Raw genomic sequence first — 16040 nt, 5'->3', positions numbered from 1 at the left:
CGAGGCGCGATCGCGTCGCCACCGCGACCGGGAGAAGCCGGGCCGGACAGTCATCCTATAAAAGCCCTCGTGGAGAACATCCAGGTCGGAAATTGACAGGTATTACATATCCCGTCTGAAACCCATAGCTATGGGTATGCGGACTGACGTTTCGCGACGGCGGCTGCTCGCCGGGGGGAGTCTCGGCGTCCTCGGATCGCTCGCCGGCTGTCTCGCGACCGGACGAAGCGCGACGGAAACCGTGACGGAGACCTACGGAATCGACGGCGTCGATGCCCTCTCGCTGATCGCCGAAAACGGTACCGTCACCGTCGAGGGGAACCAGGGCGAGGAGATCGAGGTTCAGGGTCACAAGGCCGCCCCGACCGAGGACACCCTCGAGTCGCTGACACTCGAGTCCAAGCGGAGCGACGACCGGCTCACGGTCGAGACCGCCAGCGAGGACGTCCCGTTCCTGATCGGTCCCGATCCGAAACTCGACCTCGAGGCGACGGTGCCGGCCGAGGTGGGCGTGATCCGAGGCGAGACGACCAACGGCGACGTCACCGTCCGGGACGCGACCGGCGAGGTGGTCGCTGAGACGACCAACGGCGATATCGACATCGAAGGGGTCGACGGTGATCTGACCAGCGAAAACACCAACGGTTCGATAACGGTCTCCGAGGTCAGCGGCGACGTTCGGGCGGAGACGACGAACGGCGACATCGACGTAACCCTCGCAGCGGACGGCGGGGACTTGACCGCCGAGACCACCAACGACTCGATCACCGTCCGTACCCCGCCGTCGATCGACGCGACCGTCACCGCATCGGCGACGAACGGCGAGGTGTCGTTCGAGGGATTCGACGGCGTGACGGCCAACGACGGGGACGACGCGACAGTGACGCTCGGCGACGGCGGCCGGCGGCTCCGTCTCGAGACGACCAACGGCTCCGTGACGGTGCAACGCGAGGCCGACGACTAGTCACGCAGTCGCCGTCGCGGCGGCTCCGTTCGCCATTGGGCGGCCCCGTCGACCGCCGGAGAACGGTACCTCTTTTACCCGCCCTCCCTACCGCTCGCGTATGACCACGCTCGGACTGGTGGTCGCGCAGTTCAACCGCCCGATCACCGAGCAGATGGAGCAGGAGGCCCTCGAGGCGGCCACCGCCGCTGGCGCCGAGGTGTACGAGACGGTCCAGGTCCCCGGCGCGTACGACGCGCCGCTTGCAGCCGACCGGCTCGCGCGCCGCGATGCCGTCGACGCCGTCGCCGTCGTCGGGACCGTCATCACCGGTGACACGGACCACGATCAGGTGATCACCGACGCCACCGCCCAGCGACTCTCCGACGTGAGTCTCGAGCGTGACACGCCCGTGACCCTCGGCGTGACCGGCCCCGGCATGTCCGCCGCGGAGGCCCGCGAACGCGTCGAGAACGCGGCCACAGCCGTCGAGGGAGCGCTCGATCTCGTCGACGAACTACCGGCTTCCGATTCCCAACAATGACGATGGAATTCACCGACCGCGTATCCCGAGTCGAACCGTCCGCAACGCTTGCCATCTCCGCGCTCGCGACCGAACTCGAGAACGAGGGCGCAGACGTCGTCGACCTCTCGGTCGGCGAACCCGACTTCCCCACGCCCGAGAACATCGTCGAGGCGGGGAAGGCAGCGATGGACGCCGGCCACACCGGCTACACCACCTCCGCCGGCATCCTCGAGCTGCGCGAAGCGATCGCCGACAAGCTGGCCGCCGACGGCCTCGAACACACGACCGACGAGATCATCGTCACGCCCGGCGCGAAGCAGGCGCTGTACGAGATCGTCCAGGCGCTCGTCGAGGACGGCGACGAGGTCGTCCTGTTAGATCCCGCGTGGGTCTCCTACGAGGCCATGGTGAAGATGGCCGGCGGCGACCTCACCCGCGTCGACCTCGCCGAGACCGACTTCCAACTCGAGCCCGCCCTCGACGATCTCGAGGCCGCCGTCTCCGACGAGACCGAACTGCTCGTCGTCAACTCCCCCTCGAACCCCACCGGCGCGGTCTACTCCGACGCCGCACTCGAGGGCGTCCGCGATCTGGCCGTCGAACACGATATCACCGTCATCTCCGACGAGATCTACAAGGAGATCACCTACGGCGTCGAACCGACGAGCCTCGGCACGCTCGAGGGGATGGCCGACCGCACAGTCACCGTCAACGGCTTCTCGAAGGCCTACTCGATGACCGGCTGGCGGCTGGGCTACTTCGCCGGCCCCGAGGACCTGATCGACCAGGCCGGCAAGCTTCACAGCCATTCGGTTTCCTCGGCCGTGAACTTCGTCCAGCACGCCGGCCTCGAGGCCCTCGAGACCGAGGAACCGGTCGCCGAGATGGTCGACGCCTTCGAGGACCGACGCGACCTCGTCGTCGACCTGCTCGACGACCACGGCGTCGACGTCGCCGAACCCGAGGGCGCGTTCTACATGATGGTGCCAGTAGACGACGACGATCAGGCCTGGTGTGAGGGCGCGATCGAGGACGCCCACGTCGCTACGGTCCCTGGCAGCGCCTTCGGCACCCCCGGCTACGCACGGATTTCCTACGCCGCGAGCGCGGAACGGCTCGAAGAGGGCATCGAGCGGCTGGCAGAGGAAGGCTACCTCTAGAAGCACTTCTGGATAGGTTTCTTCGAACTATCCTCGAGCAGCACCGTTCTATCGCTTATCCAAACCACTTTCACCCCGATTTACTTACTATTAATTTTCTTCCCAAATATGTTGTTTCTATGGATTGCCCAACGTGTGGGAAGTCACTGAACACCGAGCGAGGAATGCGGCAACATCATACGAAAGTCCACGACGAACCGCTCCCGAATCGCACCTGCACGGGGTGTGGGACAGAATTCTACGACCCGAAATCGAGACGCGAGTTCTGCGACGACTGCAATCCCAATGCCGGAGAACACAATGGGAACTGGAAGGGTGCAAAAGAGACGACATCGTGTGAGCGGTGTGGTTCGACATTCGAATATTATCCATCGGACAAATCCGGCGTCTACTGTTCGGATTGCGTCGAAAATGCTGACACCTTTCTCGGAACGCCTTACTACGAATACCACGACATAGAGCGTGTAAAACGGGTCTGTGAGTGGTGCGGGCGAATCTCAACTGTCCTCAAATCGAGAGCGGAACGAGAGCCAGTCCGATTCTGTAGCCAAAGTTGCCTTAGCCGCTGGTTATCCGACCAATGGGAAGATTCCGACAACGCGTACAACGGTCGGTGGAGAGAAATACGACGGCAAGCACTGGAGCGAGACGAACACACGTGCCAACACTGCGGGCTTACACGCGAGGAGATCGGCCATGAACCGGATGTCCATCACATTACGCCAGTCCGAGAATTCAACGATCCTCAACTGGCACACACACTTGATAACGTCGTTTGCCTCTGCCGTAGCTGTCATAGATACGCCGAGATTGATATGATAGATGCACTTTCACCCTCAACGTCTCAAGAGAAACAATAACTCCTAAACCGCTCTACCCCCAACAGGGAGTTGCCCGTTCAGTCCCGTGGTGTAGTGGCCAATCATATGGGCCTTTGGAGCCCATGACGGCAGTTCGAATCTGCCCGGGACTATTTTCGCGCGAACACCCCGTGAGCGTCAAATATCCTCGGCGGTTCGGATCCAGAGAACGGGGGATTCGAGTCCTCGAGGTGTGAACCCGTTCTGAGATATCCGGTAGAGTGAGAGATGAACAACTGAACGCTGGGGGCGGCTATTTCGAGACGAGCGTCTCGTCTTTGGCGACCACCTCGTCACGTTTTCGATCGACGAAGAGAGCGTCCTGCCACTCGAGATCATCAGCATCCGTGTTCTCCGTTTCCGACTCGTCTTCGAGGGCCTCCAGTCTGGCGGCGGTATCGAATTTGGCAGCCGATAGCGACCTGTGGGCCTGCTCGCCGATCACTTCGATCTTGTGCCGGGCGCCTCCGGGGACGTAGACGAACTCCATCGGGCCGATCTCGATGGTTTGATGGCTCCCGTCTTCGCGTTCGAGTGTGTACTTGGCTCGCCCCTCGAGACACAGGTTCACTTCATCGAGTCCGGGAACGTGCGTGTGCCAGTCGATCCGTCCGGATGGCTCGAGTTCGAAGTAGAGGAGTCGGAACTCGTTCGTCCTGATGATCAGTGGCGAGTGCCGTACGGCCTCGGAATCCCCGCTGTGAGCCGCCGGCGTCTGAACCTTGTACATCGTTTGCTCGGGGAGGTGCGTGTGGGCAAGGTCTTCCGGTGTCAGCTCCGAATCGTCTTTCTGCTCCATGAATAGGTGTCAAAAGACGCGAACGGTATTCTTCTTATGCCCTGTGACAAATCGTCGTGAGGGCCGTTCGTGAACAGTGATGGCGTGTTCTACTGTCATGTAACAGAGCGAGGTGTCGCTCCAGATGGAGGCCGCCGCCGAACTGCGCGCTCTCGAGTAGGACTGGCCGGTCAGGGCAACCGTACTGAACGAAACCCGATCGAATACTGCCGACCGGACGGACAACACATCCGGGAGACCGCTCCGGTCACGGACTCCGATCCGCAATGGCCGAGCGGCCGGCGCTAACAACTCCATAGTAATCCTTGCGTCCTCGAGGAGGAAGGATATGTTCGGAACGAGCGGAATCCGTGGGCCGGTCGGTGAAGAGATGACGGCTGCACTCGCGCTCTCGGTCGGTCGCGCCGTGGCTTCCGAGGGCTACGATCGCGTCGTCGTCGGGCGAGACGCTCGAGAGAGCGGCGCGGTCCTGACCGATGCGCTGATCGCCGGGGGACGGGAGTGTGGCGCGGACGTTCTCGAGGCCGGCATCGTGCCGACGCCAACGGTCGCCCGAGCGGTCCAGCGGACCGACGCGGACGCGGGTCTCATCGTCACGGCCTCGCACAATCCCGCGCCGGACAACGGGATCAAACTTCGGGCTGCCTCGGGGGCCGCATTCGACCTCGAGCAACGCAAGGCGATCGCGACGCGCGTCGAAAACGACGAGTACGACCTCCGCCCCTGGGACGGACAGGGGTCGCTCGAATCGCTTCCGGACGCGCTCGAGCGACATGCGACGGCGGTGGCCGAGTCCGTGTCGATCGACGATCCACCGAGCGTCGTCGTCGATATCGGAAACGGGACCGGGGGGATCACTGCCCGCGTACTCGCGGATCTCGGCTGTGACGTCGTGACGCTGAACGGGAAACGGGACGGGCGCTTTCCGGGCAGGCCGAGCGAGCCGACGCGGGAGACGCTCGGCGACCTGTCGTCGGTCGTGGCGACGACGGCCGCGAGCCTCGGCATCGCACACGACGGCGATGCCGACCGGATGATGGCCGTCGACGAGACCGGGACGTTCGTCCCGAAAGACGTCCTCCTCGCCCTGTTCGCACGCGAGGCTGCAACCGCGGGCGACACGGTCGCCGTGCCGGTGGGGACGAGCAAGGCCGTCGACGACGCGCTCTCGAGGACCGGTGCCTCGGTGACCCGAACGCGGGTCGGTGACGGCGCCGTGGCGGAACGCGCTGTGCAACCGGGGGTCGTCTTCGGCGGCGAACCCAGCGGCGCGTGGATCTGGCCGGCCGAAACGCCGTGTCCGGACGGGCCGCTCGCGGCGTGCAAACTCGTCGAACTCGTCGCCGCGCGGGGACCGCTCTCGTCGCTCGTCGACGGCGTCGAGACGTATCCAATCCGTCGTACGTCCGTCAGGGTCGACGAGAAACGGGCCGTGATGGACCGGGTTCGCGAGGACGCCCGGGATCGGTACGACGACGTCGATCTGCTCGATGGCGTCTACGTCGGTGTCGACGACGGCTGGCTGCTTCTTCGGGCGAGCGGAACCGAACCGATCATCCGGCTCACGGCCGAGGCACGTGACGAGTTTCGAGCCGAACAACTGGAAGCGGACGGCATCGGACTCCTCGAGAGCGCGATCACGACCGTGTCGGGACTCCGACCGTGAACGGTGATCTCGTGTGGTCGCGAGTACGTCGATCGGCCGTTATCGAGGCCAAGAGCGTGTTTAACGGAGTGATAATGAAGTGATCCGTCTGCGACGTTGCCGGATAGAGACGTGGTGGAACGAACAACGATGCTGCGGTGGGATGTCCGCAGCAGTCGAGCGAACACGAACGTGACAATGAGGGATAATTGAGCCGATGACTCGGACGTTTCGCCGCGACGATGCGACAGCAGGGAGTACCGAGGCCGAATCGACCGGGCTGGAGACGCTGCTCATCGGTATCGATGCTGGGTGTCTTCCGGTTTTCGAGCGATTGTTCGAGGCCGATCGGATACCGACCATCGAACGGCTCTGCACCGAGGGGGTGACTGCACCCCTCGAGTCGCAGATCCCCCCGTGGACGCCGAGCGCCTGGCCGTCGATCTATACGGGTGTCAATCCCGGGAAACACGGCGTCGTCGGCTTCGTCAGCTACGACGGCTACGACTGGCACGTGACGAGCAACGACGACGTCCGCGAGCATCCCCTGTGGACGCTGTTGGATCGCCACGGCCGCTCGAGCGTCGTCGTCAACGCGCCGGTCACCCACCCGCCCGACGAGTTCGACGGGGCGGTGATCCCCGGATTCCTCGGCCCCGAGGACCCGCCGTGTCACCCCGCCGGACTCTTAGACGACGTCCGCGACGCGATCGGCGAGTACCGCGTGTACCCGAGCTACACGCGCGACGACGACTCGCTGTCCGACGACGCAAAGATCGAGGAGTACCGATCCCTCGTCCGGATGCGCGGTCGGGCGTTTCGCTACCTCGTCGACGAGTACGACCCGGACTTCGGCTTCGTCCAGTTCCAGAAGACCGACACGGTCTTTCACGAGTTCAGCGGGGAGCAACGACACGTCGATCGCGTCTACGAGACGACCGACGAGCAGATCGGGGCGATCCTCGAGGCCTGCGACCCGGATCGCGTCTTCCTCGTGAGCGACCACGGGATGGGCCGGTACGAGGGCTACGAGTTCCGGGTCAACGAGTATCTGCGGGACATGGGTTATCTCGAAACGACCACCGGCGGCAAGGGAATGCCGTCGTGGACGCCGATGCGGCGGCGACTCCGCGAGGGCGAGACGGTCGACACCTGGGAGCCGGGCACGGTCGCACGCGCGGCCTCGATCGCCGCCCGGTTCGGGATCACCGCCCGCCGCATCAGAGCGGCGCTCGAGCGGGTCGGGCTGGCCGACGTCGCCATCGAGTACGCTCCGGGCGGCGTCTCCAGAACGGCCAACGAACAGGTCGACTTCGCCGAATCGGCAGCTTACGTCCGTGCGCGGACCGAACTCGGGGTCCGCATCAACCTCGAGGGGCGGGATCCGAACGGCGTCGTTCCGCAGTCGGAGTACGAGGAACTGCGCGAGGAACTCATCCGGGCGCTACAGGCCATCGAAACCCCGGACGGGGAGCCGTTCTTCGAGACGGTCGCGCCCCGCGAGCAGTACTTCCACGGCGACGAGATCGAGGAAACGGTCGACATTGTCACGATCCCCGCCGACTTCGAACACATGCTCTCCGAGCAGTTGGCCGACGGCGACTACTTCGGTCCCGCCGAGCCCTGGAATCACAAGCTCGACGGGATCTTCGTCGCGGCGGGCGAGGGGATCGACGAGAGTACCTCGCTCGAGCGGGCCCACCTCTTCGACGTCGCGCCGACGATCATGGCCGCCATGGGAGTCCCCTACAGCGACCGCATGGACGGCAGCGTCGTTCCCGTCGTCGACTCCGTGGGGTCGGCCACCTATCCGGCGTACGCTGATCGGGACGACGAGTCCCGTCCGGTGACGGACGAGGCGGTAACCGATCGGTTGGCCGACCTCGGCTACATGAACTGAGTCGCTGACGGTTCGGGCCGTTGCAAGCCGGTTATACGTGGTATAAGTATAGGCAGGCGGCCCCGACGACGGAATACGATATCTGGTTCGCAATGGGAGTTATCGCAGAAGTCCATCTCGTCCACGACGATCTGCCGCTGGTACCGACGATCGAGCGCTGTTCCGGCGTGCCGATCCGATACGAGTACGAGACGACGGTCGACGAGCGACGACTGCAGTTCGTCTCCGCGTTCAGCGACGAACATGCCCCCCTCGAGGAAGCGATGGCCGCCGATCCGACCGTCTCGAATCCGACGCGTGTCGCCGCGTTCGACAATCGGGCGATCTATCGCGTCGCCGTCGATACCGACCTCGAGATCGTGCCCGATCGCTGTGCTGCGGCCGGGCTGTTCGTCTTCACGATCGCGAGCGACGAGGGCGGCTGGGTCACGCGGGTTTCCCTTCCCGACCGGGACGCGCTGTCCGCGTTCCGCGCCCACTGTCGCGACCGTGGGATCTCGTTTCGCGTGAACCAACTGTACGATTCGTCGGTCTCGGACGACCGGACCTACTTCCTGACCGACCGACAGTACGAGATCCTCATGATGGCCTACTACGACGACTATTTCGAGGTGCCACGCGGGGTCACACAGGACGACCTCGCCGAACGGCTCGGGGTTTCGGATTCGGCGGTCTCCCAGCGGCTTCGGCGCGCGATTTCGACGCTGATCGGTGCCACGATCGAAAACGGCCGCCCGCCCGAGGCGTTCGAGAACGATTGCGGTTGAACAATTAGTTGGAAAATGACACTAGTTTACATCGGAGACGATATTGGGGCCACTATGGCCGACCGGAATACGCCCCTAAGAGACTCAATAGCGGCCCTTATCGACAGTCGGATTTCCGAAGTCCCGAATCGAAGATACGAATATACGGGTAGCCAGCTACTGTCGTTTAACTATCAGTTCGCGCGATCAGTTCGGGGTGATCGGCTCTCGAAGTTAAAAGCTTGCCATCCGAATCCATAGATACTGGACCCCGTCATCACTCAGGAAAGAGTGACGCTCAATGTCGGATGGAAATGATCTGCAGCGCTCGAATCGTACCAGTTCTCGTCGTTCTCGGTCGGCCGCCAGGGAGGACGGTCGGCGATCCCTCGAGGAGTTGAGTTCACGGACACGCTCGCGTCGCCGGTTCCTGGGAGGGGCGGTCACGGCGTGTGTCGCCGGAGTCGGACTCACGTCGACTGCCAGTGCATCGACGGAACCGTACAGCCAGTATTACGACGACTACGCGACCGTCGTCGACGTGACCGAGGCCGGGGCGGACGCGACGGGCACCGAATCGATCACGCCCGTTCTCGAGGAGCTACGGGGTGATGACACGCTACTCGTGTTCCCGGAGGGGGAGTACTTCATGGACGAGCAGTTCAGATTCACGGGGTTCGAGAACTTCGGCGTCGTCGGCGAGAACGCGACGCTGATCCCGGCGAACTACCACGACTTCGACGGCCCCCAGTATCGGTTGTTCCGCCTCGGCGTCTCGTACAGTCCCGGGACCCACCTCCGCTTCGAGGGGTTCGACGTCGATCAGTCGGCTCCCGAGACGGGGATCCGGACGATCGAGGCCTACGCGTCCGACCGCCTCGAGGTGCGTGACGTGACGGTTCGGGGCGTCCACGACAGCGGGACGTGGGGGCCAGGGCTGTTCAACGTCACCGACCCCGACGGTCGGGGAATCGTCGAGCGGTTCCGAGCGCCGGACGGCGGCGCGTGGGTGGCAAACACCCCGAACGCGGGCAACCGCTGGCGCGGCCCGATCGGGATCGAAGCGAACCAGAACGCGGGCACGCTCGAGTTCAACCACTGCTGGCTCGGCGGGTTTCCGAACAACGGGCTCTACGCCGCGGGCGGTGACGGGACGATCATCGTCAACGGCGGCTGGTTCCGGAACAGCAACGGTGCGAACGTCCGTGTCGGCGGCCGAGACAGCGAGATCCGATGGCCGACCGTCGAAGTCGATTCGACGCGTCCGGAAGACGTGTCCCAGCGGGGCATCCGGATCGAAAGCGGACGGAACATCGAGATCCACGGTGCCGCCGTGGAAATCACCTCGCCCAAACCGACCAGTCACGCGATTTCGGTGATGAACACCTGTAAGAGCGCACGGATCGACAACACCCGCCTGCACCTCGAAGGGTCGGACGTGAACCACGGCATCGTCCTCTCCCCCGAATGCGGGGAGGCGACGATCGTCGAGACGGAGATCACCCACGAAACCGCAGGCGGCTATCCGCTCTGGATTCGGGACAGCGATAGGGCCGAGCAGGTACTCGCCGAATACCTCACGATCACGGGGCAGGCGGGCGACGCCGGCGGCTTCCGCGACGGGATCCGCTGTGAACGCGACAACTGTCGGTTCAGCCACGTCGACATCGCCCAGCACGGGCGCGACGGGGTGGACCGAAACGCCATCGTCAACACGGGGGCAGACCTGACGATCTATGAGAGCGATCTCCGCGCCAGTCAGTATCCGTTCGTCGATCTCGGTTCCGACGCACTCGTTCGCGACTCGACGCTCGAGTCATCGGGTGGCCACGAAGCCGTCTGTCTCTACTCCTCGTCGACGAACCCCACGTTCAAGAAGAACCGGCTGGTCGACGGGATTCGCGACCTCGGTGCAAGCGGCGTCACGACCTGGGAGAACACGTACCAGTAAGAGCGCCCGGGTTCGGGGCCGCGGCGAGGTGGCAGCTTCCGGTCGTCGATTCCGTTCCATGCCGCCGCTTGGCGTTTAACACCCGTATAATAACGCCACGCTGTCGCCACCGTCTCGCTACAGTGACTCCGTCGGATCGAGGCCGATCGTTGGCGAGAGGGGCGGTCGACCGTCCCGGGGGGAGACCGTGAACAGGAGTATCGCGAGCGGCGTCGTTTCGGTCGTCAGTGCCAAAGTAGTCGTTCTCGTCGTCACTGCGCTCTCGACGCCGCTTTTGTACCGGCTGCTCGGTGCAGCGGCCTTCGGCGAGTACGCGTTTTTGCTGTCGGTCTTCGCGATCTACATGATCTTCGTCAGCTCCGGCGTCACCGACGGCGTCCGGAAGTTCCTTGCGGAGGACCGCGCCGCGGCCAACTGGAGCGAACACGTCGTCGGCTTCTACCTGCGGCTGGCAATCACGCTCTCGGTCCTCGGGGCCCTCCTGCTGGTGGTTGCGACGCGGGTCGGACTCGTCGGCCGTGCGTTCGGATCCGAACTGACGAGCTATTTCTACGTCCTCGCCGCGCTCGTCGTGACGGCGCAGTTCCGCGATTACGCGCGGAAGACGCTCATGGGCTTTGGCCTCGAGCGGTACTCGGAGCCACTGAAGATCGTCGACAAGGTCGGGTTCGTCGTCGTTGCAGTGCCGCTGGTTTACCTCGGTGCCGGGGTGTTCGGCGCGCTTGCAGGGCAGTTGGTCGCGAGTACGCTCGTTGCCGCCATCGGGTTAGCCCTCGTACATCGGCGGGTCTCGTTGTCGTGTCTATTCAGTCGCCCGACGGAGCGGTTTCCCCGGAGACAGATGCTCACGTTCAACTCGATGAGCATCGCCCTGGTCTTCCTGTTGATGTCGCTCTATCACATCGACATCGTGATGCTCCAGCGGTTCACGGAGAGTTCCGCGGTCGGAAACTACAAGGCAGCGCTCACGCTCGCGGAGTTCCTCTGGTTTATCCCAATGGCCCTTCAGACGGTGTTCGTCCACTCGACATCGGAACTATGGTCCCAAAACCGGCTCCGGGAGATTTCGGATCTCGCGTCCCGGACGACGCGGTACACGTTCTTGCTGACGGCCGTCATGGCGGTCGGTCTCGCTGCGTTAGCCGATATCGCCGTGCCGATCTACTTCGGCGCGGATGCCACGCCGGCGATCGCGCCCCTGTTGCTGTTACTTCCCGGATCGCTCGGCTTTGCCCTTGCACGCCCGATCCTGGCGATCTCACAGGGGAAGGGGATGCTCCGATATCCGGTCGCGGCCACCGGCGCTGCGGCCGTGATCAACGTCGTCCTCAACGTCACTCTGATCCCCCGCTTCGGAATGCACGGTGCTGCTGTCGCGACCAGCGTCGGATACGGATCGATGTTTCTGTTCCACTGCTGGAGCGCTCGACTGGTCGGCTTCGATCCCCTCTCGGACGCCCGACTCGGGCGTTCGATACTGGCGACCGTCCTCGCAGCTGGCCCGATCGTCACCCTCTCGACGGCCATCGGGAACCCGTGGCTCGCACTCGCGGTCGTCCCGCCCGCTGGCTTCGTGATCTTCGTCGTGTTCGCACTGCTCGTCGGCGCACTCGACCCGGCCGAGCCATTCGAGGTGCTGTCGACGTTCCCCGACCCGCTCGGCGCGAAGGCGGACGCAATACGCGGTTGGCTCGCGGCCGGCGGGACGAAACAACGGGAGCAAAACAGGTTACACAGTCTGCTGTTCGTCGTCGGATTATCCCTGCTCGTCTCGGGACTCACACTGGGGCTACTCGGCTCCGGGATCGGGAGCGTCACGCCCTGACCGAGTCTGTACGCGCCACGGACTCTCGAGCCCGGTTACCCCTTCCAATCGATCACTGTCGTGATACCAGGGCCGTCGAGACGTCCGGACAGCTGAGTACGTACCCGATCCTGCGCGTGTCCGGTGTTACTGGATCTGGGTCTCGAGGGTGTCGCTTTCGGCCATGTCGAACACCATCGCCAGAAGGAGAAACGCCGTTCCGGCGACGAACAACAGCAGGCTCGTCACGCTCCCGACGGCCGGTGTACCGGGACTCGAGAGCGCGGCAGAGACGACCACGCCGACGCCGAGGACGCCGGTCGTCGCTGTCGCCGCTCCGAAGAGGTAAAACAGTGCGAGCGGGTGGAAGTCCAATACGAGGTACTTCGTTTTCAGCCGCCACAGGAAGTTGCGAAGCAACATCGACGAGACCTTGGGAATGTACCGCCAATACGTAATACTCGACTCCTCGTCGCCGTAGACGGCTGGCATCGCCACGTCGGCGACGCGCATCCCGTGGACGTTTAGCTTCACCAGTAGATCGTTGCAGTAGCCGTAGTACTCGTAGAGGTTCTCGACCTCGATCGCCGCGAGGGCGTCGTGGGAGATCGCCGTATACCCGTTCTGGGGGTCCATCGTCTTCCAGTAGCCGGAGGCGATCTTCGTCAGGAAGGTCAGAACCGCGTTGCCCACGAACCGAAATCGTGGCATCGCGTCCCGGTACTCTCGGGATAGGAGCCGGTTGCCCTTCGCGTAGTCGGCCCCACCGTCGACGATCGGATCGAGGAGCCGCTGCATCTGTGAGAGGTCCATCTGTCCGTCGGCGTCGACGGTGACCGTCGCGTCCACGCCGTCCGTGAGCGCGGCGAGATAGCCGGTCTTGATCGCCCCGCCGGCACCGCGGTTTTCCGTGTGCTTGATCGGGACGACGCGGCCGATGGCGTCGTGGACCGCCGCCCGGTTCGTGAGCGCGGACGCACCGCCGTCAGCCACGAGCCGATCGACGGACTCGCCGTTGCCGCGATCGGTGGCGGTCGCGTCCGCCCGGGCAGCCTCGCGGATCTCGTCCCAGGTGCCGTCCGTCGACCGATCGTCGATCGCGTAGATCCGATCGACGTACGCGGGCATCTCGCGGATCACGTCACCGACGAACCCCTCCTCGTTGTAGGCGGGTAACACGACGCCGACGCTCGCGTTCCGGTACATCAGCGATCGCCTCCGCTCGTCCGCTCCAGCAGGTCGGTCGCGGTGACGACGTCGACGTCTTGCGCGTCGACGTACTCGAGCAGGTCCGCGAACGCGCGCTCGCTCATCCCGTTCTCGCCGACGTGTTCGAAGTGCAAGACCGCGAGCTGTCCGTACTCGGCGGCGAAGTCGATGTAGGATTTCGTCACGTCGCCGGCATCGCCGGCGAAGAAGCCCGCGTCGTGTGGGTCGGTAAGCGGCAACCCGTTCGGACCGCCACCGAACCGGAACGCCTGCTCGTGGTACTCCCGGACGAGATCGCGGGCGGTCGATCCCAGGACGTTTCGCGGCGTGACGAAGTGCTTCGCACCGTCCTCGAAGCCGCGACTCTCGAGGGCCGCTTTCGTCCCCCGAATCAGCTCCGCCTGTTTTTCCGGCGGGAACTCGTCGAGGGACCGCGCGCCGGTTCGCGGCCGGGCCGCCATATCCCAGCCCGCGGCGTCGAGGTCGGAGAGTTCGTCGATCGTGAGCCGGCCGTCCTCGCCGACGGCCTCCGGGATGACCGCTTCGACGCCCGCGAAGCCGTACGCCTGCAGCTGCTCGAACGCGGCCGTGTAGTGGCTTTCGAGCGTGCCGTCGAACAGGAGCATGACCGCGCCGGTTTCGGGACGGTCGGTCGCGCGGAGGTCGTCGATCCGGCAGTCGATCGGGCCGGTTGAGTCGGCGCGACGGCGGGCGATCAGCCGTACCTCCCGGACATCGGTCAGGTCGGGCTGGCCCTCGACCCGATCGGTCCCGAAGTCGACCCGGACCCACCGATCGGTCGGTCCGACGAGCGTGCGCTGCATGGCGTGGACGTTGCGCGAGTTCGGTGCGAACAACTCGAGCGTGAGGTGAAGCTGCTCGCGGCCGGTGAAGCTGACGGCAAGCGAGAGGCTCTTGTCGCTCAGATCCAGTCCGTCCGGAATCGTCCTGTAGACGGCTGCATACTCGGTATCCTCGGCGGCCGTGAGGTGGGCCGACTGCGAGCCGGCGTACGGGTCGGCCGTCCCGGCCTCGAGTTGCCCGGCGTCGATCATCGGCGTCCATCGGTCGAGATCCTCGAAGCGGTCGATCGGGTCCCCCGGAAGGGACAGTCGGTCACCGGCCTCGTCGCCGTCGTTCCCGTCGCTCGACTGGGATGTCGCCGGCTCGCCGTCCGCGCCACGCCACTCCCGCATCCGCGAGAGACAGCCGGCGAGGCCGAGCGTTCCGGTCGCTGCAACCGTCGTTACGAACGATCGGCGGTTTCTGTTCGTCATCGACCGCGTCGACGAACCGTTCGCCCTTGCTTATACGGCTATTAGTGCGGGCATCACGATCGAACGCCGTCGATCTCGAGCCGGCCGGTCGCCGAGGGGGCGAGTCGACGCGGCCGCAGCCGTCCGGTGGTGGCGTTTATCGACGCGATAATAATCCGAGACGCGCCGGAACTGCCGGGAAATGACTCGCGTCAGCGTCATCATCCCGACGTACAACAGAGCGGCGACGCTTCCGCGCGCGATCGACAGCGCGCTCGCACAGACGATCGACGACCTCGAGGTGGTCGTCGTCGACGACGGTTCGACCGACGACACCGAGTCGGTGCTGGCCGAGTACGAGGACCCGCGGGTGCGGCCCGTACTCCACGCGACCAACCGGGGCGCAAACGTCGCCCGGAACACGGGACTCGAACACGCTCACGGCGAGTACGTCGCCTTCCTCGATTCGGACGACGAGTGGCAGCCCACGAAACTCGAGCGCCAGCTCGCGGCCCTCGAGGATCGCTCGAGTGACTGGGTCGGCGCCTACTGCGGGACGGCATACGACCTCTCCGGCGCGAGCGGACGGCTCCGGTCGATCGCCGCGTCCGTACTCGCTCGCTCGGACGACGAACCGACGAGAGAAGGTGGTGAAGAACTGATCGGCGAGATCCTCGCGGACAACGTTCAGCCGGGCGCGGGGTCGACGCTGCTCGTCCGCACCGACGTCGCCAGAGAGGTCGGCGGCTTCGACGAGGATCTCGACCGGTTCCAGGATCCGGAGTTCTGTCTGCGCGTCCTCGAGTGCGGGAACCTCGCGTACGTCGACGCGGCACTCGTTCGCCGCAACGAGACCGGCCATCCGCCCGCGGACGTGACGAGAACTGCGAGCCGACAGTACCTGTCGACCTACGAATCCGAGGTCGAGCGGTTCGAGGCTGAGGGTTACGAGATCCGCTCGAGGCACGAACTCATCATCGCAAAGCGGTACTTCGCGGAGGGGCGGTTCCTGCGGGCCCTCTGGCACTTCCGCAAGGCTGGGGCGTCGCCGCGGACGTATCCCGGCGTCTGCTGGGTCGCCGGGGCCGGGCTTCGACGGCGATCGCGACCGATCGTCGTGGCGCTCGTCGCCCTGCTGGTCGTAATCACGCTCGGACGACACACGCGTTCCGAGTGAGCGGTCCGCACCGATCGTCTCGAATCGGCACCGAACAGCACGAATCGACGCACGACGGGACGGT

At 64.7% G+C, this 16040-nt stretch carries 13 protein-coding genes and 1 tRNA gene; 11 read left to right on the top strand and 3 right to left on the bottom strand.

What is annotated here, in order from left to right:
- The first annotated feature begins 130 nt into the window (after window positions 1–130).
- From NATPE_RS14395 to NATPE_RS14375, 5 genes are all read left to right on the top strand, one after another.
- Complete coding sequence (locus tag NATPE_RS14395; protein ID WP_015299165.1) at window positions 131–964, top strand: DUF4097 family beta strand repeat-containing protein; 834 nt, start codon at window positions 131–133, stop codon at window positions 962–964.
- A 100-nt stretch (window positions 965–1064) separates the two neighbouring features.
- Window positions 1065–1487: a 6,7-dimethyl-8-ribityllumazine synthase gene (gene ribH, locus NATPE_RS14390; protein WP_006181248.1), complete on the top strand. Its 423-nt coding sequence runs from the start codon at window positions 1065–1067 to the stop codon at window positions 1485–1487.
- The gene (locus tag NATPE_RS14385; RefSeq protein ID WP_006181247.1) at window positions 1484–2629 is read left to right on the top strand and encodes a pyridoxal phosphate-dependent aminotransferase; all 1146 of its coding nucleotides are present in this window, start codon (window positions 1484–1486) and stop codon (window positions 2627–2629) included. Before ribH ends, NATPE_RS14385 begins: the two co-directional genes overlap by 4 nt.
- 119 nt (window positions 2630–2748) lie before the next feature.
- The gene (locus tag NATPE_RS21495; protein ID WP_006181246.1) at window positions 2749–3489 is read left to right on the top strand and encodes an HNH endonuclease; all 741 of its coding nucleotides are present in this window, start codon (window positions 2749–2751) and stop codon (window positions 3487–3489) included.
- Window positions 3490–3529: 40 nt separating this feature from the next.
- Window positions 3530–3602, top strand: a tRNA-Gln gene (locus NATPE_RS14375).
- Between the two features lie 140 nt (window positions 3603–3742).
- Here NATPE_RS14375 and NATPE_RS14370 read toward each other — a convergent pair.
- Window positions 3743–4288 carry a cupin domain-containing protein gene (locus NATPE_RS14370; protein WP_006181245.1) on the bottom strand — a complete coding sequence of 182 codons (546 nt, stop codon included), beginning with the start codon at window positions 4286–4288 and terminating at the stop codon, window positions 3743–3745.
- A 328-nt stretch (window positions 4289–4616) separates the two neighbouring features.
- Here NATPE_RS14370 and glmM point away from each other — a divergent pair, with 328 nt between their 5' ends.
- From glmM to NATPE_RS14345, 5 genes are all read left to right on the top strand, one after another.
- On the top strand, window positions 4617–5954 hold the full coding sequence (gene glmM, locus NATPE_RS14365; RefSeq protein ID WP_006181244.1) for a phosphoglucosamine mutase: 1338 nt from the start codon (window positions 4617–4619) through the stop codon (window positions 5952–5954).
- A 196-nt stretch (window positions 5955–6150) separates the two neighbouring features.
- The gene (locus NATPE_RS14360) at window positions 6151–7833 is read left to right on the top strand and encodes an alkaline phosphatase family protein (protein ID WP_006181243.1); all 1683 of its coding nucleotides are present in this window, start codon (window positions 6151–6153) and stop codon (window positions 7831–7833) included.
- Window positions 7834–7925: 92 nt separating this feature from the next.
- Window positions 7926–8600 (top strand): helix-turn-helix domain-containing protein, encoded by a 675-nt coding sequence (locus NATPE_RS14355; RefSeq protein ID WP_006181242.1) that lies wholly within the window; start codon window positions 7926–7928, stop codon window positions 8598–8600.
- Window positions 8601–8880: 280 nt separating this feature from the next.
- Window positions 8881–10530, top strand: coding sequence for a hypothetical protein (locus tag NATPE_RS14350; protein WP_015299163.1), 1650 nt, complete (start codon window positions 8881–8883; stop codon window positions 10528–10530).
- Between the two features lie 187 nt (window positions 10531–10717).
- Window positions 10718–12355 (top strand): flippase, encoded by a 1638-nt coding sequence (locus NATPE_RS14345; RefSeq protein ID WP_006181240.1) that lies wholly within the window; start codon window positions 10718–10720, stop codon window positions 12353–12355.
- 126 nt (window positions 12356–12481) lie between these two features.
- Here NATPE_RS14345 and NATPE_RS14340 read toward each other — a convergent pair whose 3' ends face one another.
- Window positions 12482–13540: a glycosyltransferase family 2 protein gene (locus tag NATPE_RS14340; protein WP_006181239.1), complete on the bottom strand. Its 1059-nt coding sequence runs from the start codon at window positions 13538–13540 to the stop codon at window positions 12482–12484.
- A complete protein-coding gene (locus tag NATPE_RS14335; protein ID WP_006181238.1) occupies window positions 13540–14820 on the bottom strand; it encodes a polysaccharide deacetylase family protein in 1281 nt (426 codons plus the stop codon). Before NATPE_RS14335 ends, NATPE_RS14340 begins: the two co-directional genes overlap by 1 nt.
- A gap of 181 nt (window positions 14821–15001) precedes the next feature.
- Between NATPE_RS14335 and NATPE_RS14330 the strand changes: the two genes are divergently transcribed.
- A complete protein-coding gene (locus tag NATPE_RS14330; protein ID WP_006181237.1) occupies window positions 15002–15976 on the top strand; it encodes a glycosyltransferase family 2 protein in 975 nt (324 codons plus the stop codon).
- The last annotated feature ends 64 nt before the right edge of the window (window positions 15977–16040 follow it).

Origin of the sequence: Natrinema pellirubrum DSM 15624, from assembly GCF_000230735.2 — an archaeon.
Classification (GTDB): Archaea; Halobacteriota; Halobacteria; order Halobacteriales; family Natrialbaceae; genus Natrinema; species Natrinema pellirubrum.
The sequence above is the reverse complement of the archived record's forward strand: the minus strand, read 5'-3'. Positions and strand labels throughout refer to the sequence as shown.